This window comes from Acidimicrobiia bacterium, assembly GCA_016650365.1.
GTDB lineage: Bacteria > Actinomycetota > Acidimicrobiia > Spongiisociales > JAENVV01 > JAENVV01.
This window is the reverse complement of record JAENVV010000026.1, coordinates 1-26360: the sequence shown is the minus strand read 5'-3', so window position 1 is coordinate 26360 and position 26360 is coordinate 1. Positions and strand designations below refer to the sequence as shown.

Annotated in this window: 26 protein-coding genes; 12 read left to right on the top strand and 14 right to left on the bottom strand. The window is 61.0% G+C overall.

Features of this window, described 5'->3' with window-relative positions:
* Window positions 1-85: 85 nt before the first annotated feature.
* Entirely contained in the window at window positions 86-301 is a 216-nt protein-coding gene (locus JJE47_01585) for a hypothetical protein (GenBank protein MBK5266104.1), read from the bottom strand.
* A 40-nt stretch (window positions 302-341) separates the two neighbouring features.
* On the opposite strand from JJE47_01585, the gene JJE47_01580 reads away from it, so the two are divergent.
* The 3 genes from JJE47_01580 to thrB are packed head-to-tail and all read left to right on the top strand — an operon-like array spanning window position 342 to window position 2897.
* Window positions 342-1133 (top strand): PhzF family phenazine biosynthesis protein, encoded by a 792-nt coding sequence (locus JJE47_01580; protein MBK5266103.1) that lies wholly within the window; start codon window positions 342-344, stop codon window positions 1131-1133.
* A gap of 2 nt (window positions 1134-1135) precedes the next feature.
* Window positions 1136-2047 carry a cation diffusion facilitator family transporter gene (locus JJE47_01575; GenBank protein MBK5266102.1) on the top strand — a complete coding sequence of 304 codons (912 nt, stop codon included), beginning with the start codon at window positions 1136-1138 and terminating at the stop codon, window positions 2045-2047.
* Window positions 2040-2897, top strand: coding sequence for a homoserine kinase (gene thrB / locus JJE47_01570; protein MBK5266101.1), 858 nt, complete (start codon window positions 2040-2042; stop codon window positions 2895-2897). Before JJE47_01575 ends, thrB begins: the two co-directional genes overlap by 8 nt.
* Here the strand turns inward: thrB and JJE47_01565 are convergent.
* Window positions 2872-3609, bottom strand: a complete 738-nt coding sequence (locus tag JJE47_01565; GenBank protein MBK5266100.1) for a gamma-glutamyl-gamma-aminobutyrate hydrolase family protein — start codon at window positions 3607-3609, stop codon at window positions 2872-2874. The two genes, thrB and JJE47_01565, sit on opposite strands and share 26 nt — an antisense overlap.
* A 91-nt stretch (window positions 3610-3700) precedes the next feature.
* Here JJE47_01565 and JJE47_01560 point away from each other — a divergent pair, with 91 nt between their 5' ends.
* A complete protein-coding gene (locus JJE47_01560; protein MBK5266099.1) occupies window positions 3701-3793 on the top strand; it encodes an AURKAIP1/COX24 domain-containing protein in 93 nt (30 codons plus the stop codon).
* Window positions 3794-3860: 67 nt separating this feature from the next.
* On the opposite strand, the gene JJE47_01555 is transcribed toward JJE47_01560, so the two are convergent.
* The 4 genes from JJE47_01555 to JJE47_01540 are packed head-to-tail and all read right to left on the bottom strand — an operon-like array spanning window position 3861 to window position 7380.
* Window positions 3861-4655 (bottom strand): hypothetical protein, encoded by a 795-nt coding sequence (locus JJE47_01555; GenBank protein ID MBK5266098.1) that lies wholly within the window; start codon window positions 4653-4655, stop codon window positions 3861-3863.
* Window positions 4656-4685: 30 nt separating this feature from the next.
* The gene (locus tag JJE47_01550; protein MBK5266097.1) at window positions 4686-6845 is read right to left on the bottom strand and encodes a copper-translocating P-type ATPase; all 2160 of its coding nucleotides are present in this window, start codon (window positions 6843-6845) and stop codon (window positions 4686-4688) included.
* A 22-nt stretch (window positions 6846-6867) separates the two neighbouring features.
* Window positions 6868-7074 carry a heavy-metal-associated domain-containing protein gene (locus JJE47_01545; protein MBK5266096.1) on the bottom strand — a complete coding sequence of 69 codons (207 nt, stop codon included), beginning with the start codon at window positions 7072-7074 and terminating at the stop codon, window positions 6868-6870.
* Window positions 7075-7077: 3 nt separating this feature from the next.
* Window positions 7078-7380, bottom strand: coding sequence for a metal-sensitive transcriptional regulator (locus tag JJE47_01540; protein MBK5266095.1), 303 nt, complete (start codon window positions 7378-7380; stop codon window positions 7078-7080).
* 205 nt (window positions 7381-7585) lie between these two features.
* Between JJE47_01540 and JJE47_01535 the strand changes: the two genes are divergently transcribed.
* Window positions 7586-7786, top strand: a complete 201-nt coding sequence (locus JJE47_01535; protein MBK5266094.1) for a hypothetical protein — start codon at window positions 7586-7588, stop codon at window positions 7784-7786.
* A gap of 149 nt (window positions 7787-7935) precedes the next feature.
* Here JJE47_01535 and JJE47_01530 read toward each other — a convergent pair whose 3' ends face one another.
* On the bottom strand, window positions 7936-9897 hold the full coding sequence (locus tag JJE47_01530; GenBank protein ID MBK5266093.1) for a Zn-dependent oligopeptidase: 1962 nt from the start codon (window positions 9895-9897) through the stop codon (window positions 7936-7938).
* 98 nt (window positions 9898-9995) lie between these two features.
* Between JJE47_01530 and JJE47_01525 the strand changes: the two genes are divergently transcribed.
* Window positions 9996-10982, top strand: a complete 987-nt coding sequence (locus tag JJE47_01525) for a DUF695 domain-containing protein (protein MBK5266092.1) — start codon at window positions 9996-9998, stop codon at window positions 10980-10982.
* Window positions 10982-12547, top strand: a complete 1566-nt coding sequence (locus JJE47_01520; GenBank protein MBK5266091.1) for an amidohydrolase family protein — start codon at window positions 10982-10984, stop codon at window positions 12545-12547. The genes JJE47_01525 and JJE47_01520 overlap by 1 nt, the downstream gene beginning before the upstream one ends.
* Here the strand turns inward: JJE47_01520 and JJE47_01515 are convergent.
* Window positions 12541-13323, bottom strand: a complete 783-nt coding sequence (locus JJE47_01515) for an inositol monophosphatase (protein ID MBK5266090.1) — start codon at window positions 13321-13323, stop codon at window positions 12541-12543. The two genes, JJE47_01520 and JJE47_01515, sit on opposite strands and share 7 nt — an antisense overlap.
* A 49-nt stretch (window positions 13324-13372) precedes the next feature.
* Here JJE47_01515 and lnt point away from each other — a divergent pair, with 49 nt between their 5' ends.
* Window positions 13373-14839, top strand: coding sequence for an apolipoprotein N-acyltransferase (gene lnt, locus JJE47_01510; GenBank protein MBK5266089.1), 1467 nt, complete (start codon window positions 13373-13375; stop codon window positions 14837-14839).
* A gap of 128 nt (window positions 14840-14967) precedes the next feature.
* Here lnt and JJE47_01505 read toward each other — a convergent pair whose 3' ends face one another.
* From JJE47_01505 to JJE47_01480, 6 genes are all read right to left on the bottom strand, one after another.
* Complete coding sequence (locus JJE47_01505) at window positions 14968-15975, bottom strand: phosphoribosylformylglycinamidine cyclo-ligase (GenBank protein ID MBK5266088.1); 1008 nt, start codon at window positions 15973-15975, stop codon at window positions 14968-14970.
* On the bottom strand, window positions 15975-17387 hold the full coding sequence (gene purF / locus JJE47_01500; GenBank protein ID MBK5266087.1) for an amidophosphoribosyltransferase: 1413 nt from the start codon (window positions 17385-17387) through the stop codon (window positions 15975-15977). Before purF ends, JJE47_01505 begins: the two co-directional genes overlap by 1 nt.
* A 250-nt stretch (window positions 17388-17637) precedes the next feature.
* Window positions 17638-19836: a phosphoribosylformylglycinamidine synthase subunit PurL gene (gene purL, locus JJE47_01495; GenBank protein MBK5266086.1), complete on the bottom strand. Its 2199-nt coding sequence runs from the start codon at window positions 19834-19836 to the stop codon at window positions 17638-17640.
* Window positions 19829-20521, bottom strand: coding sequence for a phosphoribosylformylglycinamidine synthase subunit PurQ (gene purQ / locus JJE47_01490; protein MBK5266085.1), 693 nt, complete (start codon window positions 20519-20521; stop codon window positions 19829-19831). The genes purL and purQ overlap by 8 nt, the downstream gene beginning before the upstream one ends.
* Window positions 20518-20769: a phosphoribosylformylglycinamidine synthase subunit PurS gene (gene purS, locus JJE47_01485; protein MBK5266084.1), complete on the bottom strand. Its 252-nt coding sequence runs from the start codon at window positions 20767-20769 to the stop codon at window positions 20518-20520. The genes purQ and purS overlap by 4 nt, the downstream gene beginning before the upstream one ends.
* Window positions 20769-21896, bottom strand: coding sequence for a phosphoribosylaminoimidazolesuccinocarboxamide synthase (locus JJE47_01480; GenBank protein MBK5266083.1), 1128 nt, complete (start codon window positions 21894-21896; stop codon window positions 20769-20771). The genes purS and JJE47_01480 overlap by 1 nt, the downstream gene beginning before the upstream one ends.
* 572 nt (window positions 21897-22468) lie before the next feature.
* Here JJE47_01480 and JJE47_01475 point away from each other — a divergent pair.
* The 4 genes from JJE47_01475 to JJE47_01460 form a co-directional block, all read left to right on the top strand.
* Window positions 22469-23431: a C-terminal binding protein gene (locus tag JJE47_01475; protein MBK5266082.1), complete on the top strand. Its 963-nt coding sequence runs from the start codon at window positions 22469-22471 to the stop codon at window positions 23429-23431.
* 58 nt (window positions 23432-23489) lie between these two features.
* Window positions 23490-24905: an FAD-binding protein gene (locus tag JJE47_01470; GenBank protein ID MBK5266081.1), complete on the top strand. Its 1416-nt coding sequence runs from the start codon at window positions 23490-23492 to the stop codon at window positions 24903-24905.
* The gene (locus JJE47_01465; protein MBK5266080.1) at window positions 24902-26011 is read left to right on the top strand and encodes an FAD-binding oxidoreductase; all 1110 of its coding nucleotides are present in this window, start codon (window positions 24902-24904) and stop codon (window positions 26009-26011) included. The genes JJE47_01470 and JJE47_01465 overlap by 4 nt, the downstream gene beginning before the upstream one ends.
* A partial coding sequence (locus JJE47_01460) for a (Fe-S)-binding protein (protein MBK5266079.1) occupies window positions 26011-26360 on the top strand: 350 nt, incomplete at its 3' end. The genes JJE47_01465 and JJE47_01460, both read left to right, overlap by 1 nt.

Here is a 26360-nt window from a genome sequence, read left to right as displayed (position 1 = left end):
GAGCTTGGGAAGCTCGTGTTCTGCCACTGAACTACACCCGCATTTGTGTCATCAAGGATAGTCGTAGTCGCGGCGCGCACGGCGGCTACGACTGAATAAGCGAGAGGATTCCCCAAATGGTCATGATCGTTCCGACGACGACGAAGAACCAGGCTCGCCCGGCCCGATAGGTGCCCTCCGCACCGTCCGGACCGCGCCCGCGGGCGTTCTGGATAATGGCCCACGCGTTGCCGCCTGCCATGGCCAACCCGAGGCCGACAGTCAGTTCTGCGAATAGAGAATCAATTCCGAGGATATCCATGTGTTAGCCAGAGTATCGTGTTCGAGACCGGAGGTTACTTTTGCGACAGTGTTACGTCCTACGGGTATTCACCCGAGGCGACGAGGGCGGTAACCATCTCGGGGCGATCGTCGACCTGACGGGGTTGGATACGGCGATGATGCAATCGATCGCCGCCGAGCTCGCCTTCTCCGAGACTGTCTTCATTGACACTGCGGGCGATGTGCCCCATTGTCGGATCTTTACCCCGGCTTCCGAGTTGCCCTTTGCGGGGCATCCTCTCGTCGGGGCTGCCTGGCTGATTCACCGCCTCTCGTCGCAGTCGCTGTCCCGGGTCACATGCGAGATAGGAGCCATTGACGTCGAGCCAGGTGCGACCGCCGCCACCATTGGTGCTCCCGGTCGCCAGCCAGCCACCGGGTTGACAGAAGACCGCCTCGATGGCCTGGGGCTGCCCGGTGTCGTCAGTGCCTTCTCCGTAGCGATGCCCCTCCCGTACACGGTGGTCGAGATGCGGTCCGCCGAAGCGGTCGCGGCATATCGGCCGGTCGAATCGGTTCTGGCGACCCATCCTCACGGTAAAATGTTGACGCTCTGGGCGGAAAGTGATGAAGGGGTCCGGTTGCGCTTTTTCGCGCCGGGGCACGGAGTTTTCGAGGATCCGGCGACCGGTTCTGCCGCGGTAGCGTTGGCGGCCGTGCGGCGGCGATCGGGCGCCCCGACCGGTTCATTGCTCATCTCCCAGGGTGTCGAAGTGGGTATGCCTTCGGAGATCATCTTGAACTGGGACGCCGATCGAACCAGAGTAGGTGGCGAGGTCCGGCATGATGAGACCCGGGAATTGGAGATCTAGGGATGGCATCAGAAGGTTCGAAGACGACGGTCATCGCCGCGCTCGCCGGGAACGGCCTCATCGCGGTAGCCAAGATCACGGTCGCGATCATGACCGGCAGCGCGGCAATGTTGTCCGAGGGCTACCACTCGGTGGCTGATGTCGGAAATCAGGCGCTGCTGCTGTGGGGAATGGGTCGGGCCAAGGTGGCGCCCACCCCGGCCCACCCGTTCGGGCGTGGTAAGGAAATCTACTTCTGGTCGTTCATGGTTGCTGTGATGCTGTTCGTAGGAGGGTCCGTGCTGGCGGTTCGTCACGGGATCGAGGCGATCCGACATCCTCACGAGCTCACTAATCCGACGATGAACTTCGTGGTGCTCGGCATCGCCATGGTCACGGAGGGGGCGGTGTTTTCGGTAGCTCTCAGGCATTTCAACAAGGAGCGTGGTACTCGATCGGCATGGCGTTCCGTCCGGGGTACCAAAGACACCTCCACCCTGGTGATACTGCTGGAAGACTCCGCGGCCATGACCGGTCTTCTTCTGGCGTTTGTTGGGATTGGACTGAGTATGTGGACCGGTAATGCCATTTGGGATGGGATTGCTTCACTGGCGATCGGAGCGCTCCTTGGGGCGGTGGCGTGGCTTCTGGCAGTCGAAACGAAGGCTCTCCTGATTGGCGAAGCCGCCAGTCGGTCGGATCGGGCTTCAATGCGTCTGCGGATTTTGGCCGTTCCCCAGGTCGAGAGTGTTGGCCGGCTTTTGACGATGCACATGGGGCCCGATGAGATTCTCGTGAACATTGACGTCGATTTGGTCGATGGACTGATAGACGATGACGTCGAACGTGCCATTGATCGCGTTGAAGCGGCCATACGCGAGGTGCTGCCGGAGGCCAACAACATTTTCGTGGAACTGGAGAGTCATCGTGACTGAAGTATCTGCACCCGCCTCGTCGGGGAACCTTGGACCTGGCTTCGACATGATCGGGCTGGCTCTTGAGTTGCGTTGCCGGGTATCGGCCTTCAAGGCGGATACTTGGTCGGTTGAGCACGTTGGGAAGGAACGGCTCCCGGCCGGACATCCCGACGCTGTGCTCGTGGCCGCCCAGGCAGCGGTGGGGGAGTCGAATCCCATGCGGCTGGTGGTCGACAACGACGTGCCGCTGGCGCGTGGTCTGGGATCATCTTCGGCGGCCAGGGCGGCCGGCGCAGCTGCGGCTCTTATGGAGCACCATGGATCCTTTGACGTTCAGAGGGTTTTCGAACTGGTTCATGAATTCGAGGGCCACGGTGACAATGCTGCCGCCGCGGTGTTCGGAGGGCTGGTAGCCGTCAATGCTTCAGGCAACCCGATCAGGTTGTCGGTCCATGCCGACTGGCGGATAGTGGTCGCTATTCCTGATTACGAGCTGGCGACATCAAAAGCCAGATCGGTACTCAGTCCTCAGGTGAGCCGGTCGGTCGTTGTTCGTAGCTCGGGAAGATTGGTGGCCCTGGTTGATGGGCTGCGAAGCGGGAATGCTGAGACGCTCCGGATGGCGGGAGGGGATGAGTTACATGAACAGCCGCGCGCCATTCTGCACGAACGAGCAGTCGAACTCATGGCGGCTGCCCGCCGCGGAGGGGCTGCTCATGCTGCCTGGAGCGGGGCGGGACCAACGATCCTGGCCGTGGTCAAGCCCGAGCACGTCGGCGAGGTCGCCAAGTTGATGCGGATGGCCATGGCCGATCAGGGCGAGGTATGCGAATTGGGAATCGCTATTGATGGTCTGATCGCGCACTAGCGGCTTCTACGACCCACTGGAACAGAGCCTTTCCGTTCTGGAGATACTCGGGATGCCACTGAACCGCCGTCAGATCCCACGTCGAGTCGTCCGGCTCGATCGCTTCGATGACGCCGTCGTTTGCCCAGGCGACCGCACAGAAGCCGGGTGCGATGGTCTTGACCGCCTGGTGGTGAATCGAATTGACGACGGTTTCTGAACCGATGATCTGACTCAGCAGGGAACCGGGCTCGATGCTGACGGATTGGTGTCCGTCGAACGCTCTACCGTCCGTGACGTCGTGAACCTCGCTGTGGGCATATTGAGACGCCAGATCTACCCAAAGGGTGCCACCGAAGGCGACGTTGATAAGTTGAGCTCCCCGGCAGATGGCCAGAGTTGGTATTCGCCGATCCCGGGCAGAGCGAGCCAGCGCCAGCTCCCAGTTGTCGCGTTGGTCGTCGACGCCACGCGTGATCGGTGTTTCAGGACCTTCCCGATAGCCGTAGCGGATCGGGTTGATGTCGCCTCCCCCGGTAAATACCAAGCCATCGAGGAGTCGCACGGCGGTGGACACGTGTTCCGGGTTCTGTTGGGGCACCATCACCGGGATACCGCCGGCATCAAGGACCCCGTCGCAGTAGTCGGCGATCATGCCGTGAACGGTTCGATCGCCAATCGATGCGGTGACCCTAAATGGCCTGCTGGTGATCCCGATGATCGGTTTCTTCATGCGCTGAGTTTGCTTGTTTGCGCCGAACAAGGCAAGCTACTTCCCCGCCACGTTCTTCGGCGCACTAACACGTAACGATTGAGGTATTTCGATGGGCTCGCTGGTCAAGAAGCGACGCAAAAAGATGTCGAAGCATAAGTACCGCAAGCGCATTAAGGCCAACCGCCACAAGCGCAAGCGCTAGCTTCGACTGTCGCTCCGGCGATGTCATTCACTCACGGATTTGTATTCCTGGCGTTGCCACGCGCCTTTTAATCGACCGGGTCGAATCCAATCTGCTCTTCGCGACCTAAGCGGGTGGCGGCCAGTCCGGCGATTCCGAGGGCTCCCAAGAGGATGCCCCATTGAATGGCTGATCCCCCGGAGCTGCCGAGTGGACCGATCCAGTCGGCACATCCTCCGGTAGCCCGAACGACGTCTTTGAAGCCGCTGGACGACCAGAGCAGGCCGTCCCAGTACACCTTGTTGGGCCGAACGTTGGCGGTCCTGAAGGACAACACATGCGTGCTGTCGGCTTCGACCACGGCGACAAGCTCTCCAGTCGGTAGTGGGGCTGACAACGGAACCGTTTCGACCATGGCTCCGGTCGCCTGACCGATGACCACGCTATCGGTGGCTAGTGGGGGTGATGCCGTTGCCGACCAATATACGGTTCCACTGGCGGCGTCGCGTACCGAAACACGGCGAATGGCTTCGTTCTCGCATGAGGCGAATCGGATTGCATAGGCGTCGGTGGTCAAAGACCGACTAATCCCTACGCGTTGCACGGTGTCACAGTCGACGCACGTGGGCTCGCCTGTCAGGCCATTGGTCAACGCGATCAGGGTGATCAGACTGGCTGCGGCTATGAGGGCATATAACCAGGCTCGAACTGGCAGAGTGGGCCAAACAAACTCGTACCAGTGACCAGGTGGGATAAGGTCCCGTTTGCTTCTCTCAGAGGACCCCGGGCCGAATGGGTCAGCTGAGGCGTCCGTGAGGTCGATTTCGATGTCGCCCCGTTCGTCGACGGCGACGAACGGGTCTTGCTGGATCGTGGTGGCCATGTCTACGCCGAAGCGTACCGACCCCGCCGGCTAGTTACGGGGATTGGATCGGTAGCGCTTGAGCCTGAGACTGTTTGTTACGACTGAGACAGAGGAGGAGGCCATCGCCGCCGAGGCCAGCATGGGTCCGAGGAACCCGAAGGCCGCCAAGGGGATCATGGCAACGTTATAGAAGAATGCCCAGAAAAGGTTCTGTTGGATGGTCCGGAACGTCTTCCTGGCAAGATCCAGTGAGATTTCCACCAAAAGCGGATCTCCTGACATGAGGATGACGTCGCCCGCTTCGATCGCGATATCGACTCCGGTCCCCACGGCCATGCCAAGGTCGGCCTGGGTGAGGGCTGGCGCATCGTTGACACCGTCGCCGACAAAGGCGACCTGTAGACCCTCGGCCTGGAGCCGGGCGACTTCGTTGGCTTTCTCGCCTGGCATTACGTCCGCCAGAACGCGATCGATTCCGAGCTGCGCAGCGATGGCGGCGGCGGTTCGATGGTTGTCTCCGGTGATCATGGCCACCTGGACCCCCAGATCCTGGAGTCCTTTGACGGCCTCCCGGGAAGTCGATCTGATCGAGTCAGCTACCGCCAGCGCCCCCATCGCTTCACCGTTCCAGCCCGCCAGAAAAGCAGTTTGGCCTTTGGATTCGTACTCCTCGATGGCGTCGAGGAGCATCTGCGCGATGATGAGGCCCTCGTCGGCGAGCAGTTTGGCTTTGCCGACCGTGACCGTCACTCCGTCCACCAGGGCCGTGATGCCACGTCCGGGGATGGCAACGTGATTGGTGGCGGCTCTGGCATTGAGATCGCGTTCTTCGACTCCGAGCTGGATGGCGCGCGCCACCGGATGCTCTGAACCTGACTCGACCCCGGCGACTCTTTCGAGAAATTGGTCGTCCTGGCCATTCACGGTGACGAACTCGGTCAGCGTCATGGCCCCCCTCGTCAACGTTCCGGTCTTGTCGAACAAGACCACGTCGATCGAGCGTGCCCGTTCGAAAATGTCAGCCCCCTTGAAGACGATCCCCAGTTCGGCTCCTCGACCTGACCCCACCATGATGGCGGTAGGCGTTGCGAGGCCGAGGGCGCACGGGCAGGCAATGATGACTACCGCAATGGCGCGCTGGATTGCAGTAACGGATCCGACGTCGGACAACGACCAGGCAATCAAGGTGATAAGGCTGAGAAGGAGAACGATCGGAACGAACACGCCCGACACCCGGTCGGCGAGTCTTTGAACGGGCGCCTTGGAGGCCTGGGCATCCTCGACCAGTTTGACGATCTGGTGCAAGGCGGTTCTCGTCCCGACATTCGTTGCCTGGACGACAATGACACCCTGTTGATTGATGGTGGCACCGAACACGGAGTCTCCGATTGATTTGTCGACCGGCGTCGACTCACCTGTAAGCATGGACTCGTCGACCGAGGTGGCTCCTTCGGAGATCGTTCCGTCGGTCGGTATTTTCGAGCCTGGCATTACCTTCATGAGGTCGCCAGGCACCACGTCACTTATCGAAACGACCATCGTCTCGCCGTTACGAATAACCGTCGCTTCCTTCGCCCCTAATTCGAGAAGCTTCGTTATCGCTCGACTGGCGCGACCCTTGGCGCGGGCTTCGAAGTAGCGGCCGAGCAGGATGAAGCTGACGATGGCGCCGGCCGTTTCGAAGAACACCGGTTGGTTGGCAAAGAATGCCCACACCGAATAGAAGTAGGCGGCCAGGGTGCCAAGAGACACGAGGGTGTCCATATTGGCTCCCTTTGCCTTCAGGCGTTTGGCGGCGGCCTCATGGAATTGCCATCCGAACCAGAATTCGACCGGGGTCACCAACGCCCATTGAGCGATATGCGATGCCGTCGACTCCATATTGGCCATGGCAAGCAGAATGGCCGGGACGGTTAGGGCCGCCGCTCCCAGGAACCGTCGCCACTGGGCCCGCGCTTCCTCGGAATACTTTTCCGACTGCGATTGCCGATCGTCGGTGGCCGGGCGCATGTCGTAGCCGATCTTCTGAACGGCTGCCACCAGTTCGGCTTCGTCAACGTCGTCGTCGAAGGCGACCCTGGCTTCGCCACCGGCGTAGTTCACGATGGCCTCGGAGACGTCATCTCGTTTTGAGAGGACGCGTTCGATCCGCATTGCGCACGAGGCGCAGGTCATTCCATCGACTTCGAACGTCAACTCTTTGGACATGGTATGGGTTCCTTGTTTCGAGCTATCGGGCTACGTCGTAACCCTGCTCTTCGATCGCTTCGATGATGGCGTCCAGCGCCAGCGAATCGTCGAAGGAGAGATCTACGGTGCGTTCCTCGATATGGACTTCGACTTTGTCAACGCCGGCAAGTTCGTTGACCGCTCCTTCGATGGAGGACTTGCAGTGTCCGCACGAGATTGTTGGGACGGAAAGGGTGGTGGTATTCATGTTCTACTCCGTTGGGTTTGCAGGGCCAGTGACGGCGGCCGTGTACCGCATGGTTTCCATGAGTTCTTCTACGATCTCGGCGGTGCGCCCCTCACTGATGGCATGAGTCACGCATGTCTCGAGATGGTTTTGGAGCAACACACGGTTGACGCGTTCAAGCGAACCCTGAAGTGCTGAAACTTGTTTCATCACATCGGGGCAGTATCGCTCTTCCTCGACCATTCGGATCACGCTCTCAAGGTGACCACGAACCGTCTTCAAACGATTGAGTGCGTCCTTCTTGTGCTGTTCCTTCATCGGAGCCATTCTACCACCCCACCGGGGGAGGGGTCAAGATTCCATTCGCCTCAAAGAATCTTTGGGAAATAGGAAACCAAACGGTCAAGTAGTACGTATAAACGTTAAGGAGTCAGCGTTTCGGTCACTCGATGGCGGACTGAAAAGCGCCGATTGTGAAATAGATCGGGTGTCGGTGACGTTGACTCGTAGACACCTCCGAAAGGAGCAAACGATGAGTGATACAACACTTAAAGGCCGCCGAATCCAAGGTGGGGTGCGGCCGTCAAAAACGATCGAGATGACCCGTATCTGTGCGGATTCGGGTTGTGTAACGAAGCTGTCCAAATACAACCGTCGGGAATTCTGTTTTGCTCATGCTCCCGTCAAGTTCCCGAGGGTCCGTGGCCGGATACCCATCGACGGAGCGATCTAAACCGTAACCGATGCGTCAGGCGATTCCTCCGAATCGTTACCGCTACCCTAACCTGACGCTACAAACGCTGAGTCCAGCCGAGGCCCAGCCAACAAGAATGAGGTCCCGGATCCCTCCCTCCGGGGCCTCATTCGCGTCCATCGGTGGTCTTAGGGAGTGTCCTGCTCGATTCCGAGCTTTGTGAGGAAGGGTTCGCTTGATGGTTCGCGACCGAGAAATTGCCGGACGAGGACGATGGCATCTTTGGTGCCATTGGGCGCCAACACCAGGTTGCGATAGTCCATCCCTACTGCCGGATTGTCTATGCCGTCGGCAACGAATCGTGAGAACATATCGTCCCCGAACACCTCGGCCCACAAGTATCCGTAGTAGCCGGCGTCGTAGCCAAACATGTGTCCGAAGGAACCAAGGAAGAAGGTTCCCTCGGGATGGGGGAGCAGGCTGAACTCGTTTGCCTTGCGGAGGGCCTCGTCCAACGAATACGGACGCCCCGGTCCGTGAAGGTACATGTCGAGCATTCCGTAGGTGACCTGGCGAAGCTTGGCGAGGCTTTCGTTGAGGTACCGCGAAGCAGCAAGTTGTCCGAGGAGCTCATCCGGCATGACTTCATTGGTCTCGTGGTGAGTTGCGAAGCGTCGCAGGATGTCGGGCTCCCAGCACCAGTGCTCCATGATCTGCGAGGGCGCCTCGACAAAGTCCCATTCAGTGCTCGCCCCGGAGAATCTGAGGAGTTCGGCTTTTGAAAAGGTCATATGAAGGATGTGGCCGAATTCATGAAATAGCGTCACCGCGTCACCGTGCTGGAGTAGTGATGGCCTGTCCGGGGACGGTTTCGGGAAGTTGGCGACAATGGCGCTGACGGGCTTCACGTACCCATCTGGACCGCGGTGGGCGGGTACCAACGGCCAGGCTGCCGCGTGTGAAAACTTTCCTTCGCGGGGAAACAAATCCATGTAGAAGTGGCCGATTGTGTGGCCGGAGTCGGCCTCGGTGACCTGCCACAGGGTGACATCTTCGTGCCAGGCGTTGGCAGGGGTTATCTCGGTGTACGTGACTCCGAACATTTCGGAGGTGAGGTCGAACATGCCCTTCACGACCCGGTTGAGTGACAGGTATTCGGAGACCCTCTGGTTGTCCACTCCGAACTCGTCCCGTTTCAGGACGGTGTCGTAGTAGCGCCAATCCCATAATTCAAGCTCATCGGCCCCGGTGTCGGCATGAAGTAGGGCAGCCATTCGTTCGATCTCGGCTCGGGCCTGGGTTGTCAGACCCGGAACGATCGAGTCGTAGAACTCGAAGACGGCCTCCGGTGTTTCGGCCATCTTGAGCTGCATTGAGTGGTGGGCCCACGAGTCCACTCCGAAGATGTCTGCAATCTGTTGGCGGATCTCCACGGCTTCCTGGATCACCGGACGATTGGCTTCTGCCGCCCGGTTGCTGAACTTCTTTTGGAGTGCCTCGCGCAGGTCGCGGTTTTTGACGTTCTCAATGAAGGGGACGACATCGGGGTAGGCCATCGAGACGCAAAACGTATTTGCTTTCTCGCCGGGCTTCAGACCCTCGATGTACGAGTCAGGCAAGCCGTCAAGGTCGGCACGCGTGACCACGAGATAGTCCTCGTATTCGGCGATGTTGGTGGAGAAAGCGATACTCAACTCGACCAGGCGCTCGTTGAGTTCCTTCAGCTTTTCACGATCGTCCATCGCCAGTTCATGGCCGGCCATCCGAAAGTCGCGCAGCGTGAACTCCAGGAGTCGGGCAGACTCGCCGACGAGGGAAGCGGCCTCGTCTGTAGCTGCATATTCGGCAATTGCCTGATACACATCCTCCCGGAACACGAGATCGACACCCCACTTGGCGAGCTTCTCCTCAAGCGCCCTGGCTGCGGTCCTGACTTCTTCGTCGGGCGACGTTTCGCCCAGAAAGGGGCCCTGTCCATAGGCGATGGCGACGGTTTGGGCAGCTCGTTCCGCCGGTTCGAGCGTGTTTGCGAAGGTTCGGGCGTCCTCGCAATTGACCATTTCAGCGATGAAGCCGTCAGCCTTCGCCAGGGCGGCATCGAGGGCCGCTTCGATTGACCGGGCGGTGACGGTTGTGTAGTCAAACAACATCCGGGGAAGGTTAGCTTGACACAGACCGGTTGAGGCTCTCAGTTGGGTCGACTATCGCCGGCGACCTCTAGTGTGGCGGAGACGATCTCGGAGGATTCGTGTTCGAAGAAGGTATTCAAGAGTTCTGGGCTTGGTGGAGCGATGTCGGCAGGGCAAGCCTGTTGGCGGCCATTGAGGGCCAGGACTCCGACATCGCCGAGGTTCTGTCGGACAAAGTTCACGAGTTACATCTCAACCTGGACTGGCAACTCACACCGCTCGACGACGGTACGTTCTGCCTGGCCATCTCGGGAGGGGGGAGCCGGATGCTCCGTGTTCTGACCGAGACGGCCATGGTGTGGGCGCCGGTTGACGATGACCGGTTCGTCTATGCGGCGGCCAGGATTGCCCAGCCACTCACCCCGTTCGAGTTCGGTGACACGGTGATCGATCCGAGCCTGGTCCGCGTTGCCACCGAGGTTGACGAAGAATACGAACAACTCGACGTGACGATGTACATACCGGGCGCCGAATCGTATGACGACGCAGACCTCACGGAGTTGGCGATGATCCTGCTGGACACCGCACTCGGCGAAGACGCCACCGAGAGGTGGATCGGGATCATCGATACCGTCGATCAAGACCCGGGTCACAGCATGTATCTCACGGACTTGCCGGGAGCCATCGCCCAATACGAGCCGACCGTCACCAGAGACGAGTGGGTTGTATTCCAAAAGGGCCCGAGCCCCAAAGAGCCGGTGGTGGTGGCGTTGAATGTCGCCGCCAAACATATCGAACATCTGACGCACGGTATCCACGTCGAAATCCGAATTGCCCTCACCGAGGTGACCGGACTCGGAATGCCGTCTGAAGCAGAGGCCGAACGGCTAGCCGCGATCGAAGATGCCATTGTTGATGCGCTTCCAGACGGAGTGATACTGGTGGCGCGAGAGACCGGACTCAACCTCCGAATCCTGCATTTTTACGGCCGAAACGCCGACCACCTCGAGGAGGCATTGACCCCGTTCGAGGACCATGCCAGTCACGACATCGAATTCCATCTGGCGCTCGATGCCGACTGGTCGATGCTTGCCCAGTTGCGCTGATGTCCGGGGGTAGCGGGACCCTCCTGGTGGTGGATCGAGTCGCAGGCACCCCCCATGATGCCGTTCTTGTGTCCGGCGGTCGGGTTGTCGGGGTTGGTCAATCCACGAGCTTCGACACCAGGGGTCTGACGGTTGATCGGTATCCCGGGACGACTCTGGTGGCCGGCCTGGGTGACGCCCACTTCCATCCGTTGGGGTTCACGGCAGCCATCAACCGGCTCAATGTGGCGCGCTGCGGGAACTTCGACGAACTGCGAGCCAAAGTTCGGGCGGCCGCTGCGGATCTCGCCCCCGACGAGCCACTGATCGGGACACGGCTCAACGACGACGGCTTGGCAGAAGGCCGACTGCCAACCAGGCTCGAATTGGATGCGATGATGCCCGTTCGGCCGCTGTTCCTGTATCGATACTGCGGCCACATCGCGGTGGCCAACACAGCTGGCCTTGATGCTGCCCGAGTGGGTCCCGACACGGCAGATCCGATCGGGGGGTCGCTCGATCGTGACGAGGAGGGCAGGCCCAATGGGATCTTGCGTGAGACAGCGGTGTCGATCGTGGGAGATGTGCTGGGGGGCCGGTCAGCTTCCTTGACGCCGGATCAGGTGCTGAGCGGGCTATCGGGACTGGTTGGAGCCGGACTCACCCGCCTCGGCGCCATCATTTCGACGGTCAGCTTCTGTGGCGTGTCGAACGAGCTTGATCTACTCATGGACATTGCGAGAGATCTACCCCTTCACCTGTCCGTACTGGTGCATGCCGCCACCGCCGACGAGTTGGAGGCGGCGGCCGAGCGGCTGTCGAACGCCGGAAGGCGGGTGAGCTTTCTCGGAATGAAGGACTTCACCGACGGCAGCCTTGGTGGACACACAGCCGCTCTCCGACGCCCCTATGCGGATTGGCCTCACGAGACAGGTACCAACCGTTTTGATCTCGACAGAATCGGACCGATTGCCGAAAGATCTTTGGCGCTTGGCGGCTCCGTTGCCTTGCACGCGATCGGCGATGCCGCCTGCCGTGACGTGATTGGCTACTTCGGTGAACTCCGGGAGGCTGGCGTAGAAGCCGAACGCCTCCGGATTGAACACGCCTCGATACTCACCGACGATGACGTCGAAGAGTTGGCCTCAACCGGGGCGGTGGCCTCCGTGCAGCCCGCCTTTCTGGCTTCGGAAACAGAATGGCTTGCGACCCGGCTTGGTGATCGAGTCGACACGACCTATCGCTTCAAGACGATGCAAGACGCCGGAATCCCGTTGGCTGGTGGATCGGACTGCCCGGTGGAGCCACCCTTTCCACTCGCCGGTATGGCGGTGGCCCGCGACAGAGCCGGTCTGGTGCCGTCTGAGTCGCTCGACGCCAGAGCCGCGCTCGGATTGTTTACCGAGGGGGTCTCGCTGGCTCTTCGCGAACCCACCCCATTGGCGGTTGGGTCCCGGGCAGACTTCACGTTGGTCGATGTCGATCCAATGACAGCCACTCCCGACGAACTGCGCTCCGCCGAGGTCGTATCCACCTGGATTGAGGGAAAACCGCACATCGCGGAGCACTTCGAGTGGGATCAATAACCGGTTGGTATTACCGGCCCCAGCATGTCGAGCATGGGTCGGTGGACGTGCTCATTCGAGGCCAGGATCGAAGAGGGTTTGGTCACGTCAATCGGTTGACCGCGGACGTCGGTGACGATACCTCCAGCTTCGGTAACGAGAAGGACGCCGGCGGCCATGTCCCACGGTTGTACCTGAAACTCCCAATAGGCGTCGAACCTACCGACGGCCACCCAGGCCAGATCGAGTGCGGCTGATCCATTCCGCCGGACCCCCTGGCAGTTGTGAAGGCCGGCTGCTAACGCCCGGCCGTACTCGTCGGATCGTTCCTGGCGATCATATGGAAAGCCGGTGGCCACAAGACTTGCGGACAGGTCCGTTGCCCTGGACACGGAGATGGCCGATCCGTCGAGTTCCGATCCGCCACCCCGGATGGCAGTGAACATTTCCTTCTTGAAGACATCGAGGACCACACCGACGAGCGGGCCGTCGCCATCGATCAACCCAACCGAAACAGCTACATGGGGGATGCCGTGAAGAAAATTGACGGTGCCATCGATCGGGTCGAGGCTCCAGGTCCGCTCTCCGGGCCGGAGTCCACCCTCCTCTCCGACGACGCCGTCAGACGGTCGGCCACGCTCGATCATCTCGATCATGAGGCGCTCGGCAGCTCGGTCGGCGGCCGTAACCGGATTGACCGCTCCTTTGAAGTGGGTATCGCCTGCTGCCAACGACCAATCCTGCACAACCTTGCCAGCGGCGCGAGCAAGGTCCATGGCGAAGTCGATGTCGTGCATGACAACACTGTAGGCATCGCCCCGTTCAGATGAGCCGTAGAATCCTCCGGTGATCCGTCCCATCTTGTTTGCAGTCGTCGGAGCCCTGTGCGCAAGTGCAGGCTTCGCTCCTATCAGCAACCCCTTGCTGATGGTGGTTGGGGTGGCGGTCCTGCTGATCGGCGTCTTGCGGGCCGAGCGGGCCGGCGACGCTTTCGCGGCCGGGTTGGTTTTTGGCGTAGTCCTGACATCGGTCGTGATGGAGTGGCTGACCAACCTCGCCAACGAAGCTGCGATCGGTCTTGGATTGTTGCAGGGACTCTTTTATGGCTCAGCCATGCTCGTGGTGTGGCTGATCAAGGACAAGCCGGTCAAGGCAGTAGCGATCATGGTGGTGGGGACCTGGACGGCCATGGAGTTTTCCAGGGAGCGGATTCCCTTCGGGGGCATTAGCTGGGGGGCACCGGGGTACTCGATCGGCGAATGGACCTGGTTGCGTTCAGGAGCCCAGTGGGTAGGCACCTCGGGTCTTTCGGTTGTCGCCGTGGGCGTTTCTACCGGAGTGGCCCTCTATCTCGTTCGGCGTGACTACCGACCGTTGCTGGTATCCCTCGGGCTGGCGGCGCTTCTGGCGGCGCTCGGCGCCATATACCCATCTGGTCCAATGGGACCCGAAATCAGGGTGGCCATCGTGCAAGGAAACTCACCGTGCCCTGGCATGCGATGTGCCAACGAGCGGGGCTTGATCTTTGAGAGTCATTTGGAATTGACCCGCACGTTGGCGGCTGACACATACGACCTGGTGCTTTGGCCAGAATCGTCTACCGGCTTCGGGTTCGACCCGCTTCAATCCTCCGAGGTGGCCCAATTGCTCTCCGACGAAGCCGAACGGTTGGGGTCCTACCTGATGGTTGGTGGTGACCGGGCCGACACGCCAGGCACGTTCATCAACTCGAACTTGTTGTACAACCGCTCGGGAGACCTGGTGGGAGAGTATCGCAAGCGCCATCCGGTCCCCTTCGGCGAGTACATCCCTTTCCGATCCGTGATTGGCCGCCTTTCCCTTTTGTCGAGGGTTCCTCGGGACATGGTGCGAGGCGTGCAACCGGGCTTATTTGTCGTCGACTTCGGCTCGATCGGTACGGTGATCTCCTATGAGGCTGCCTTTGCCCGGTACAGCCGCGACGCCACCGCCCTTGGGGCGAGTGTGTTGGTCGTTGCGTCAAATGAGGCCAGTTATGGGCGGTCGACGGCCGCCGCCCAACTCATGGACATGAGCCGGATGCGGGCAGCTGAGAATGGCGTAGATGTTATTCATGGTGCCGTGACAGGGTCGTCTGTCCTCATCACGCAGGGTGGCGTTCTTGGCGCGCCGACCGGACTTTTCGAGAAAACAATTCTCACGGGTACGGTACGGATTCGTACAGCCGGTCCGACGTTATTTTCCCGGTGGGGGGATTGGCTGGCGGTGGCGGCCATGCTCCTGGGGGCGCTTACCGTGGTCGAGGCGGCGGTCCGCAAGCCTTCCGACCCTTAATGAGGGGAGGCCACCTAACGGTGACCTCCCGCTGTCGGCTATGAGGTCAAAAGACCCCGCCAGGGACAAGCCGACCGCTCTTTTCTAGCGCCAACATTTCCCAGTTTCCATTCATTGAGGCAAGTTTCTCAAAAAAATCGTACAAGTTCACTGGTTTCGGCGATGGTACCGATTCCATACGCGGAGTGGCCGTATTCTGACAGAGCGTCGTAGACGGAGGCGGCGCGGTCGGGGCGGGTGATGACCACAAATCCGATGCCCATGTTGAACGTGCCAAACATATTCTCGTTCGAAATGCCACCCTTCTCGGCCAGCCAGCCGAACACAGCCGGTGGTTGCCACGTGCTGGTATCAATCCGGGCGCCGAGTCCGGCGGGCAACGGTCGGCCGGCATTGCCTGGCAACCCTCCGCCGGTCACATGTGCAAACCCGGTCGCCAATTCCGCCTCGGCCAAAGCGAGCACGGCAGGCGTGTAGATAACCGATGGCTCCAGCAAGACGCTGCCGATGGGCCGGTCGGTGCCAGGCAACGTCTCGTGGAGATCGTCAACGACCTTTCGAATCAGCGAAAACCCGTTCGACCGAACGTTGGGACTGGCGATCCCGATGATGTGATCGCCCGGCCGGATCTCGTGACCGGTGATTTCCTGGCCGGCCTCGACGATCCCCAGCGCCGCTCCGGCCAGGTCGACATGGTGAGTTTCAACCATCCCGGGGTGTTCGGCGGTTTCGCCGCCAAGGAGCGCGCAGTCGATGGAAGCACAGGCTTGAGCGACGGACTCGACGATGGTTCGCTCGCGAGAAGGATCGAGTCTGCCAACGGCGATGTAGTCGGTAAAAGCGATGGCTCTCGCCCCGACTGCGGCGAGATCATCGACACACATGGCGACCAGATCTATCCCCACCGAGGAATAATCGCTCATTAGTCTGGCGATTTCGAGCTTCGTTCCGACCCCGTCGGTTGACATCATGAGCACCGGATTAGTGAAGCCAGGTGGCAGGGTGATTCCGGCGGCGAACCCACCGAATCCGCCGACCACGTTTGCGCCCCAGCTCGAGGTGACGGCTTCGGCGATGGTCCCTACGTACTTGTCGGCCGCCTCAACGTCGACCCCGGCGTTTTTGTAGGAGTCCATCAGGAGATCTCGAGAACGAACTTGCCGGCCTCAGCCGACACGTCGGTCGGGTACTCACCGGTCAGGCAGGCGTTGCAGAAGCTCCCGCCCCCCGAGGCAGCCATGAGGCCGTCGATGCTCAGATACGCCAATGAGTCAACCTCAAGGAACTCGCGAATCTCGTCGACGCTTCGTTCTGCCGCCAGCAGCCGCGATCGATCTGACGTGTCCATGCCGTAGAAACATGGCCAGCGATAGGGCGGCGACGAGATGCGGAGATGAATCTCTGATGCGCCCGCCTCCCGGACCATCGTGACGAGTTGCCGGGTAGTGCTTCCCCGTACGATCGAGTCGTCGACGAGGACCACACGTTGACCGTTCAAGGTGGCGGGAATCGGGTTGAGTTTCATTCGGATGCCACGATCGCGCAGCATCTGAGACGGTTCGATGAACGTGCGACCGACGTAGCGGTTTTTGATGAGCCCATCGGCGTAATGGATCCGGCTCACTTCCGCGAAGCCCTGGGCGGCCGGGATTCCTGATTCCGGGACCGGGACGACGACGTCGGCTTCGACGGGTGATTCGGTGGCGAGCAGTCGTCCCATTTCTTGACGCGACGCATGGATGTTTCGTCCGAGCAAATGGCTGTCCGGTCGAGCGAAGTACACGAATTCGAACACGCAGAGCTTCGGCTCGGGCGTGGTTGCGAACGGTCGGTAGCTCTTGAGGCCGGACGCGTTGATGACGATCATTTCGCCCGGCTCGATCTCTCTGATGAACTCGGCGCCGAGAATGTCAAGAGCGGCGGTTTCCGACGCCACGACCCAACCATTGTCACCCAGGCTGCCGAGGCATAGCGGCCGGAATCCATGGGAATCTCTCAGAGCGACCAGATTGCCCTGGTCCATGATTGTGAGGGAAAAAGCACCTTCGAACATTGGGGCACACTTCAGTACGGCATGGGCCAATCCGTTGCCATCCGAGCGGGTGGAGTCGACCTCCCGGGAGATGGCTTCGAGCATGAGTTCGGAATCGGTTACGTTGGCCAGTTGAAGGTCCTCGGCCAACTGAAGTGTGTTGGTCAGGTTCCCATTGTGTGCCAGTGCCACCGCCGATTCGCCGACCTGCCGGTAGGTGGGCTGCGCGTTGTTCCAGACGGTTGATCCGGTTGTCGAATATCGGGTGTGTCCGATGGCCAGGTGGCCGTCGAGGGCGGCGAGGGTCTGTTCGTCGAATACCTGGGTGACCAGCCCCATGTCTTTGGAGATCATGGTGGTCTCGCCGTTCGACACGGCCATTCCGGCGCTTTCTTGGCCGCGGTGCTGGAGAGCGAATAGGCCGAAGTAGGTCAGCTGCGATGCTTGTTGGCCCGGGGCGTACACCCCGAACACGCCGCACTCTTCGCCCGGCTCGGAAAGATCATCGATGGTCACGAGGCACCCATGTTACTTGCCGCTCGTCGGTGCGTATGCTGGGATCGTGCGGTACTGCTTTGTCTGCGACCATCCTGTCGGAGGAACCTCGTGCCCCGATTGTGGGCGTCCCGCATATGAGACCTCGGATCCGGTCCGTCGGTTGAAGCGGCCCTCCGTCCCGAGGTCCGTCGCCCTCATCGCCGTGGGGTTGGCGCTCATCGTGTTATTGTTGGCCTTCCAGGTGCGGTGGGGCATACGTTGAGTGGGCTCAGCCCATTCGTGAACGGATAGCGCCAGACCAGGCGGCGCCCGCTTCGGAGAGCGGGATGCTGGTGACCCCGCCCTGGGTGTCGTCGAAGCTGATGTGGTCGCCACCAAACGTACCGAGTTCCTTGACGGGAACCCCCAGGTCATCGGCGAGGGCCCGAATGGCTCCGGCGTGGTTGTCAGGGACTGCGGCAATGAAGCCATGAGGCGCCTCGGCGAAGAGGCCGGTCCAATTTGAGTAGGCCACGTGAGCGCCAACCCCCGAAGCAATACATACTTCAGAGAGGGTTACGGCTATCCCACCATCTGAAATGTCGTGCATGACGGGCACCAGTTCCTGTTGGGCGAGGGCGACCGCCAGTTCGATGACAGCTTTGCCAATCGTGGGGTCGGAGCTCGTTGGTCGGCCCCCGACGTGACCTTTGATGATCTTTTCGAAGGCGCTCCCCGCCAGGTTTTGAGAATCTTGCGGACCGAACATCCAGATGGCCATACCCTCCTCGGCACGGTCAAGGCGGGGGACCGACCGTGGCGCGGGATCGGCCAGCCCGAGCATCCCGACAATCGGCGTCGGGTAGATGTCGACCTCGTCGGTTTCGTTGTAGAACGATACGTTGCCACCGACGACCGGAACCCCGAGCGCTTCACAGGCCAGGGACATTCCTTCGACGGTCTCAATGAATTGCCACATGACCTCGGGTTTTTCGGGGTTGCCGAAGTTGAGGTTGTCGACGACGGCCATGGGCTTGGCTCCGAGCATGGCGACATTCAGGGCGGCTTCCCATACCAGGTTGGCACCGCCTCGCTGGGGGTCGAGGTAACACTGGCGGCCGTTTCCGTCGGTCGAGACGGCCAGAGCCTTTTCGGTTCCTTTGATTCGCAGGAGCGATCCGTTCTCTCCGGGGCCGACGACCGTATTGAGGAACAATTGGTGATCGTATTGCTCATATACCCATGAGGGGTCACCGATTGAGGGGTCGGCGAGAACCTCAAGCAGGCAACCCATGATGTCGGGGGTTTCCCGGTATTCAAGGGTGTTGGCCCACAGGCCCTCGAGCCAGTGGGGCTCTGCCGAGTCGCGTCGGAGAATCGGGGCTGCTTCGGATAGAGATGCCGCAGGCATCTCGGCGACTACCTGGTCGTTGTAGGAGATCCGCAGAGTGTCCCCGGCCGTGACAGTTCCTACTACGGAGGCGTCGATCTCCCATTTGGTGGCGACCGCCAGCACCTCGTCGACGTTCACTGGATCCACAAAGGCCATCATCCGCTCTTGAGATTCGGACATGAGGAGTTCGGCGGCGCTCATGCCGATTTCGCGGACGTGAACCCTGCCGAGATCCACGTCCATGCCGGTGCCGGCCCTGGCAGCCGGTTCGGATGTGGCACATGACAACCCGGCTGCTCCAAGGTCCTGGACCCCGACCACCAGGGCCCGGTCATACAGTTCCAGGCAGGCTTCAATCAGCTTCTTCTCTTCGAATGGGTCACCTACTTGAACCGTGGGGCGCTTGGTGTCTGAACCGGCATCGAACGATGCCGAGGCCAGAACCGAGGCTCCGCCGATGCCATCACGACCGGTACTCGAGCCGAGCAACACCGCGATGGTGCCGGGAGTTCCGGCAGTTCCGAGGACGAGCTGTTCTTTGCGCATGATGCCGAGGCACATGACGTTGACGAGCGGATTACCCGAGTAGCACTCTTCGAATGCCACTTCACCGCCAACGGTCGGTACGCCGACCGCATTACCGTATCCAGCCACGCCGGCAACGACTCCGGCCAGTAGGTAGCGGTTGTGGGGGTCGTCGAGTGGTCCGAATCGAATCTGATCCCATAGGGCAATCGGTCGGGCCCCCATCGTGAAGATATCCCGGAGGATCCCTCCCACTCCGGTGGCGGCGCCCTGGTACGGCTCCACGAAAGACGGATGGTTGTGTGACTCGATCCGCAGTGCCGCCAGCCAACCGTCGCCAAGGTCGACGACTCCGGCGTTTTCGCCCGGCCCTACAACCACCCAGGGCGCAGTGGTGGGGAACCGGCCGAGGAAAGCTCTCGACGACTTGTAAGAGCAGTGTTCCGACCACATCACCGAGTACATGGCCAGTTCGGCTTCGGTCGGTCGGCGGCCCAAAATGTCACACACGTCGGCATACTCATCGTCCGTCATCCCAAGTGCCTGGTGGATCGGCAGCGTCTCAGACATGGGACGAAACCTTTGACTGCAGGAATGATTCGAGCAGGATCCGACCGTCCGCCGAGCCGAGGATCAATTCGATCGCCCGTTCCGGGTGCGGCATGATGCCGGCGACGTTTCCACTTGAAACCGCCGCAATGTTGTTTGTTGACCCGTTCGGATTGTTGATCTCGTCGACGTTTCCCGACGCATCCGAATAGCGAAGTGGAACCTGTCCGGCCGATTCGAGCGAGGCAAGCTCGTCCGGTGCGGCGGTGAAGTTTCCTTCATAGGAGTTGAGAGGGATCTCAAGCACATCACCAACTTGAGCTGCTCTCGTGAGGATGGAGTTGGTCGACTCGACTCTCAGATGGATTGGCTTGCAAACGAACTTGAGATCCCGGTTCTGAAGAAGCACACCCGGAAGGAGACCGGCCTCGCACAGGATTTGAAAACCGTTGCAGATGCCAAGCACCGGGGCACCGGAAGCGGCGAGTCGGTTGACTTCGGCCATCACGGGGGAGAAGCGAGCGATTGCCCCGGTACGCAGATAGTCGCCGTGGGCGAACCCGCCGGGAAGCACGACGCTGTCGTAACCGGACAGATCGGTGTCACGATGCCAGACGAGGTCGGCTGAGCCGCCGAGTGCTTCCAGTGCGTAGACGACGTCGTGCTCGCAGTTGCTGCCGGGGAAAACGACGACAGCCGTTTTCATGGATTGATGACGATTTCGAAATCTTCCATCACCGGGTTGGCAAGGAGTTTTTCGCACATCTCGGTGACTGCGGCGCGTATCGATTCGGGATCACCCGGGGGTACTTGAAGTTCGATGGTCTTGTCGATCCGCACGTCCGATACGTTGTGGCCTAGGTCTCGTAATGCCCGGGCCACGGTGGCGCCTTGGGGGTCCGAGATGCTGGGGCGACGACGAATGCTGACGGTTACGGTCGTGGTGTCGGCCATCAAGTTCCCTTCAAATACGAATCAAATGAGGTACCAGAGATCTTCTCGAACGCCTCGACGTAGCGAGCGCGGGTCCCGGCAATCACCTCGGGTGGCAACGGCGGTGATGGAGGAGCATGGTCCCATCCTGAGGCGTCGAGCCAATCGCGGACGTACTGTTTGTCGAAGGAGGGAACCGCCGTGCCTGGCTGGTACTCGTCGGCCGGCCAATACCGAGAGGAGTCGGGTGTGAGTACTTCGTCGATGAGAAGTAGTTCCCCGTTCGAGTATCCGAATTCGAACTTGGTATCGGCGAGGATCACCCCGCGGTCCGCCGCATATCGAGCGGCGGTCAGATAGATCTCGATGGAAGTTGTTCTGAGGCGATCGTAAAGGTCATTGCCTAGCGCGGCGCGGGCCCCGGCCTCGTCGAGGTTTTCGTCGTGGCCGGACTCGGCTTTCGTGGCAGGCGTGAAGATGGGTTCGGGAAGCTGGTCGGCCATGGCCAGTCCGGCGGGAAGATGTTCGGTCGTGGGGCCTCCACCGTCGCGATATTCCCGCCACGACGATCCGTACAGGTAGCCGCGCACCACGCATTCGACGGGAATGACTTCACAGCGTCGCACGGTCATCGAGCGCCCGGATAGTTCGGCGAGATCGGAGTCCGTTAGTCCGGGAATGCCGCTCAGGTCGGTGCTTATGAGATGGTTCGGGGTTTCGAGGAGATCAAACCAGTGCAGCGAGAGACCGGTTAGGACCCGGCCTTTGTCGGGGATGGGGTCGCCGAGGATGACGTCGTACGCCGAGATGCGGTCGGTGGCGACGAACAACAGTCGTTCGTCGTCGATTTCGTAGATCTCCCTGACTTTTCCGGACGCCAGGTGTTTGAGTGCCAGCACGCGGCGAGATAGTAGCGGCTTTGAATGCGTACCTCGTCCCGGGTACCGCGCGCCAAGCGCGCCGTCATTTCGAGGGACACGGTCGACACCGTCGAAGGATAAAGAGGGGTTCGAACGCGCGACCGTTTCAGGCCCACGGGTCGCCGTCGATCTTCCTGAGTCGAGCTTTGAGTTCGCGTAGGGTGGCCGGGTAGCGGGTTGATGCGTCACTCTGACGGGTTTGTTCCCGACTGTCGACGAGCGGGTCATCACGCAACTCGTCGGGCGAGAAGGTTCGATTCCGATTTTGCCTTTGCGTCTCTCGCCACTGTTCAATCCGATTTTGCTCGAGACGGACCGCCAGCCACAACGCGAGTGAGTAGAAGGGCGCCAACAGGAGGATCTTCGGGGTTTCCAGCATCATCCAGGTACCGAAGGATCCAAGGACAATTAGCAGGCCAGTCACCGCGAACGGGAGTTGCCAGCGGTCACCGTAGCTGGCTAGCCAGAGCCATCCGGTCAGGATGGCCACCGCTCCGGTGATCCAGCCCAGCAGGGTACTCAGGACACTCGGCACGGACGCCGTGGCACCGATTGTTGCCCAAACTCCCACGGCCAGTCCTCCGATGGCGAGGAGCACCGACACTCGCAGGCGGTTTCGATCGGTCGGGATTGCCCACTTGCTCAACACGGGTATGAGTATCGCGGATGTGTCGACCATCGGGAACCCCGACCGGTGTGTCGCTCACTATTATCGGAATCCATGGCGCCGGCGATCGAATCTCCGGTGGTTTGGGGCGGGTCGTCTTGAACCGTCAAATGTCCGACTACGAGGAGCAATCGTGAGCACACCTGTCGTCGCCGTTACCGATACGGTCTTTCCCAGCCTTGATCCAGCCAGGGCGGCGCTTGCCGGAACCGGTGCTGAACTGAGAATGGCTGCCGCACCCACTCTTGAGGGGATTCTCGCCGTCGCGGCGGACGCTGACGCGCTGCTGGTCACGTATGCAAAGATCACCGCCGAGGTCATCGCCGGTCTGAAGAATTGCAAGGTGATCGGCCGCTTTGGGATTGGCGTTGACAACATCGACCTCGGAGCGGCTGCCGCTGCCGGCATTACGGTGACGTATGCCCCGGTCTACTGCCTCGATGAGGTCTCGGATCATGCGATGGCCCTGTTGCTGTCGCTCGCCCGCAAGATTCCTTACTCGAACAAACTCGTGAGCACCGGGCGCTGGGAGATGCCTGCGGTAGTCCCGATCTCACGGCTACGGGGAAACAAGCTCGGCCTGGTCGGGCTTGGCAACATACCTCAAACGATCGTTCCGAAGGCGCAAGCGTTCGGTCTGGAAATCCTGGCTGCCGACCCCTACGCACCTGACGAGGTCTTTGAACGTCTCAATGTAACCAGGGTTGATTTTGACGAACTTCTGCGAACCTCGGACTACATCTCGGTGCATGCTCCGTTGACTCCAGAGACAGAGAAGATGTTCAACGCCGAGGCATTTGCCAAGATGAAGAACAATGCTCTCTTGATCAACACGGCCCGCGGCCCCCTGGTTGATACCGACGCCCTCGCCGACGCCTTGGAAGCCGGCCAAATCGGGGGAGCGGCCCTTGACGTGCTGCCCGTTGAGCCACCGCCGGCGGACTCCCGTCTGGTGGGGCGTGACGACGTCATTTTGACCCCGCACACCGGCTTCTATTCGGAGGATGCGCTACTCGACCTCCAGACGACGGTTGCTACCGATGTGGCCACAGTCATACAGGGTGGGACTCCCAAATACCCGGTCAAGCCCCGATGAGGGGTCTGCCTGCCCCCGCATATCCGAAACCCGAGCCTGGCCCGAACCAGACCGTCTGATGACGTTGATCGGCGACCTTGTTGAGATTCTGGGTCCCGACCGCGTCCTCTCCGAACCTTTGGAACGATATCTATACGGCACCGACGGCGGGGTGGCGCGGGGTGAAGTGATCGTAGTTGTCCTTCCCGAAACTGCCTCGGAAGTGTCCGACGTCGTAATAGCCGCCAAACGCCACGGTTCGCCGATCGTTCCGCGTGGCGCAGGGACCGGACTGGCCGGCGGAGCGGCTCCGGCCGTTCCGTCGGTCGTGGTATCGCTAACCAATATGAAGAACATCGAAATCGACCTTGGTAACCGCACCGCCTGGGTGGGTCCAGGGGTCATCAACCTTGACCTGTCGAAACTCACGAGATCGTCCGGGTTCCACTTTGCTCCGGATCCCTCGTCCCAGTCGGCTTGCACGATCGGTGGCAACGTCGCCAATAACTCCGGCGGTCCGCATTGTCTTGCAGAGGGAACCACCACCAGTCATGTTCTCGCGGTCGAGATCGTCACTGCCGACGGGGAGATCGTGCTTCTGGGTGGCCCGGCGCCTGACCCGATCGGCCTCGACCTGCGGTCCGTCGTCGTCGGGTCCGAGGGTCTCCTCGGCATCATCACCAGAACGCTGGTGAAGCTGACTCCGAACCCACTCGACGTGCGAACCATTCTGGCCGGGTTCGCAACGATGGAGGACGCGGTGGCTACTTCGTCTGGCATCGTGGCGAGGGGCGTGGTGCCGGCGGCGCTCGAGATCATGGACCAGAAGATGACCAGGGCAGTCGAGAATTTCGTTGGGGCAGGGTTCCCGACCGATGCCGCGGCGATCTTGCTGGCCGAAGTCGCCGGGCATCCCGCGGCGGTCGAGGCAGAAGCCCGACTCGTCGAGCAAGTAGCCAACGAGAATCATGTCACGTCCCTGCGAGTTGCGGCTGATGGGGTCGAGCGAGCCAAGCTTTGGCTGGGACGTAAATCAGCCTTCGGAGCGGTCGCCCAGCTTGCCCCCGACTACTACTTGCACGACACCGTCGTTCCTCGGACGCAACTGGTGGCCACCATGCAGAAGATCTACGAGATTGCCGAGCGCCATGATGTTCTTATGCTCAATGTCTTCCATGCCGGTGACGGCAATCTGCATCCGCTCGTCGCCTTTGACGCCTCGGTCGAGGGGCAGCTCGACATCGTGCATGCTGCCATGGAGGAGGTCGCCAGAGTCTGCATCGAAGCCGGAGGTGCCTTGTCGGGCGAACATGGGATCGGACTCGAGAAGCGAGACCTCATGCCACTCCTTTACAACGAGGCCGATCTCGATGCTCAGGCAAGGCTGCGAGAGGCGTTCGATCCTGATGGATTGTTCAATCCACAAAAGGTGTTGCCGGCCGGATCCCGTTGCGCAGACCTGGGACGGCCCCTTCCGACCGGTGCCTGGCTGTGACCATTGCCGCGGTGTTTGCCTCATATGTTCGGCCGGCCGTTGCCGACAGTGGACTTCCTGAGTGCGACCTGATGGTCGCCCCACAAACCATCGACGAGCTTGAGCATATTCTTGATCTGGCGAGCGAACATCAGCTCAAGGCCGTCATTTGGGGTGGTGGTACCCACCAGGGAATCGGGGGTCGAATCGACCCAGACCTCCTGATCGCCACTTCGCAGCTCAACCGGCTCATCGACTGGCAGCCGGAAGATTTCACCGTCACCGTCGAGGCTGGAATGCGCGTTTCGGACCTGGAGGAGATGCTGGCCGATCGCGGCCAGATGGCCGTGTTGCCGGAACTTCCGGGCGCCGCCACCATCGGCGGTGTGATGGCGGCCGGGGTTAGCGGGTGGCGGCGAGCCCGGTATGGACCCACCAGGGACCGGGTGCTCGAAGTCGATCTCGTCACCGGTGATGGGCGTCGAGTGCGCGCCGGGGGCCGGGTGGTCAAGAACGTCACCGGCTTCGACTTGCCCCGCCTGGCGGTCGGTTCGTATGGATCCCTCGGGGTGATCGCCCAGGCCTGCCTGAAGCTGTGGCCGGAGCCGTCCACAAAAGTCACCGTTTCGGTGGCCGACGGCGACAGAGCCCTGGCGACCGCCTACCGACCGACCGCCGTGGTTGAATCCGATGGGGTGGCGAAGGTCTACCTGGGCGGCACCGAAGCGGAAGTGGACGGCCAGGTTGAGGCGCTGGACGGAACGGTCGTTCCCGGTTGGTCCTGGGAACCCGAACCAACTGGAGTTGTTGGTTGGTCGCTGCGGGTGCCACCGGCTTCAACCCGAAGCGCGATCGAGCGATTGCCGTCCGGGTGGCGCTATCAGGCCGGGCTCGGCGTTGGCGAAATCAAGGCAGCCAGTGTTGACGCCGAAGGCGCCGCCGAGCTGAGAGCTTGGGCAGAGTCCCAGGGCGGGGCTCTGGTGATCGTCTCTGGACCGGCCGGGCTGTATTCAGACATGGACCCGTGGGGTACGCCCCCTCCAGGGCTCGACCTCCAACGGGAACTGATTCGCCGGTTCGATCCGTGCCGGGTGGTCAACCCTGGTCGGCTGCCCGGTGGTATCTGATGGGTTGGGTGACCGATCACGCACCCACCGGGGCTGAACTTAATGCCTGTGTTCGCTGTGGATTATGCCTCCCGGAATGCCCGACGTTCCGATTGACTGGCAAAGAGTCGTTTTCGCCGCGGGGCCGCCTGATGGCCATGTCGGCCGTCGCCGACGGCGTCGTTGAGGTGGACGAGAGCTTCGCGGGGATCATGGATTCGTGTCTTCAGTGCCGCGCCTGTGAGGTGGTCTGCCCATCATTGGTGCCATTCGGGCGAGCCATGGAGGGTGCCAGAGCCGAACTAGCTGCTCAGATGCCAAGTCGGACCCGCACGGCTCGCCACCTGCTGGTGGGCAGGGTGCTTGGCTC

Excerpts from the sequence above, each read along its gene's own strand:
- JJE47_01585 (MBK5266104.1), bottom strand. The coding sequence starts at position 301 with ATGGATATCCTCGGAATTGATTCTCTATTCGCAGAACTGACTGTCGGC.
- JJE47_01575 (MBK5266102.1), top strand. The coding sequence starts at position 1,136 with ATGGCATCAGAAGGTTCGAAGACGACGGTCATCGCCGCGCTCGCCGGG.
- JJE47_01565 (MBK5266100.1), bottom strand. The coding sequence starts at position 3,609 with ATGAAGAAACCGATCATCGGGATCACCAGCAGGCCATTTAGGGTCACC.
- JJE47_01560 (MBK5266099.1), top strand. The coding sequence starts at position 3,701 with ATGGGCTCGCTGGTCAAGAAGCGACGCAAAAAGATGTCGAAGCATAAG.
- JJE47_01555 (MBK5266098.1), bottom strand. The coding sequence starts at position 4,655 with ATGGCCACCACGATCCAGCAAGACCCGTTCGTCGCCGTCGACGAACGG.
- JJE47_01550 (MBK5266097.1), bottom strand. The coding sequence starts at position 6,845 with ATGTCCAAAGAGTTGACGTTCGAAGTCGATGGAATGACCTGCGCCTCG.
- JJE47_01545 (MBK5266096.1), bottom strand. The coding sequence starts at position 7,074 with ATGAATACCACCACCCTTTCCGTCCCAACAATCTCGTGCGGACACTGC.
- JJE47_01540 (MBK5266095.1), bottom strand. The coding sequence starts at position 7,380 with ATGGCTCCGATGAAGGAACAGCACAAGAAGGACGCACTCAATCGTTTG.
- JJE47_01535 (MBK5266094.1), top strand. The coding sequence starts at position 7,586 with ATGAGTGATACAACACTTAAAGGCCGCCGAATCCAAGGTGGGGTGCGG.
- JJE47_01530 (MBK5266093.1), bottom strand. The coding sequence starts at position 9,897 with ATGTTGTTTGACTACACAACCGTCACCGCCCGGTCAATCGAAGCGGCC.
- JJE47_01520 (MBK5266091.1), top strand. The coding sequence starts at position 10,982 with ATGTCCGGGGGTAGCGGGACCCTCCTGGTGGTGGATCGAGTCGCAGGC.
- JJE47_01515 (MBK5266090.1), bottom strand. The coding sequence starts at position 13,323 with ATGCACGACATCGACTTCGCCATGGACCTTGCTCGCGCCGCTGGCAAG.
- JJE47_01505 (MBK5266088.1), bottom strand. The coding sequence starts at position 15,975 with ATGGACTCCTACAAAAACGCCGGGGTCGACGTTGAGGCGGCCGACAAG.
- purL (MBK5266086.1), bottom strand. The coding sequence starts at position 19,836 with ATGTCTGAGACGCTGCCGATCCACCAGGCACTTGGGATGACGGACGAT.
- purQ (MBK5266085.1), bottom strand. The coding sequence starts at position 20,521 with ATGAAAACGGCTGTCGTCGTTTTCCCCGGCAGCAACTGCGAGCACGAC.
- purS (MBK5266084.1), bottom strand. The coding sequence starts at position 20,769 with ATGGCCGACACCACGACCGTAACCGTCAGCATTCGTCGTCGCCCCAGC.
- JJE47_01480 (MBK5266083.1), bottom strand. The coding sequence starts at position 21,896 with ATGACCCGCTCGTCGACAGTCGGGAACAAACCCGTCAGAGTGACGCAT.
- JJE47_01470 (MBK5266081.1), top strand. The coding sequence starts at position 23,490 with ATGACGTTGATCGGCGACCTTGTTGAGATTCTGGGTCCCGACCGCGTC.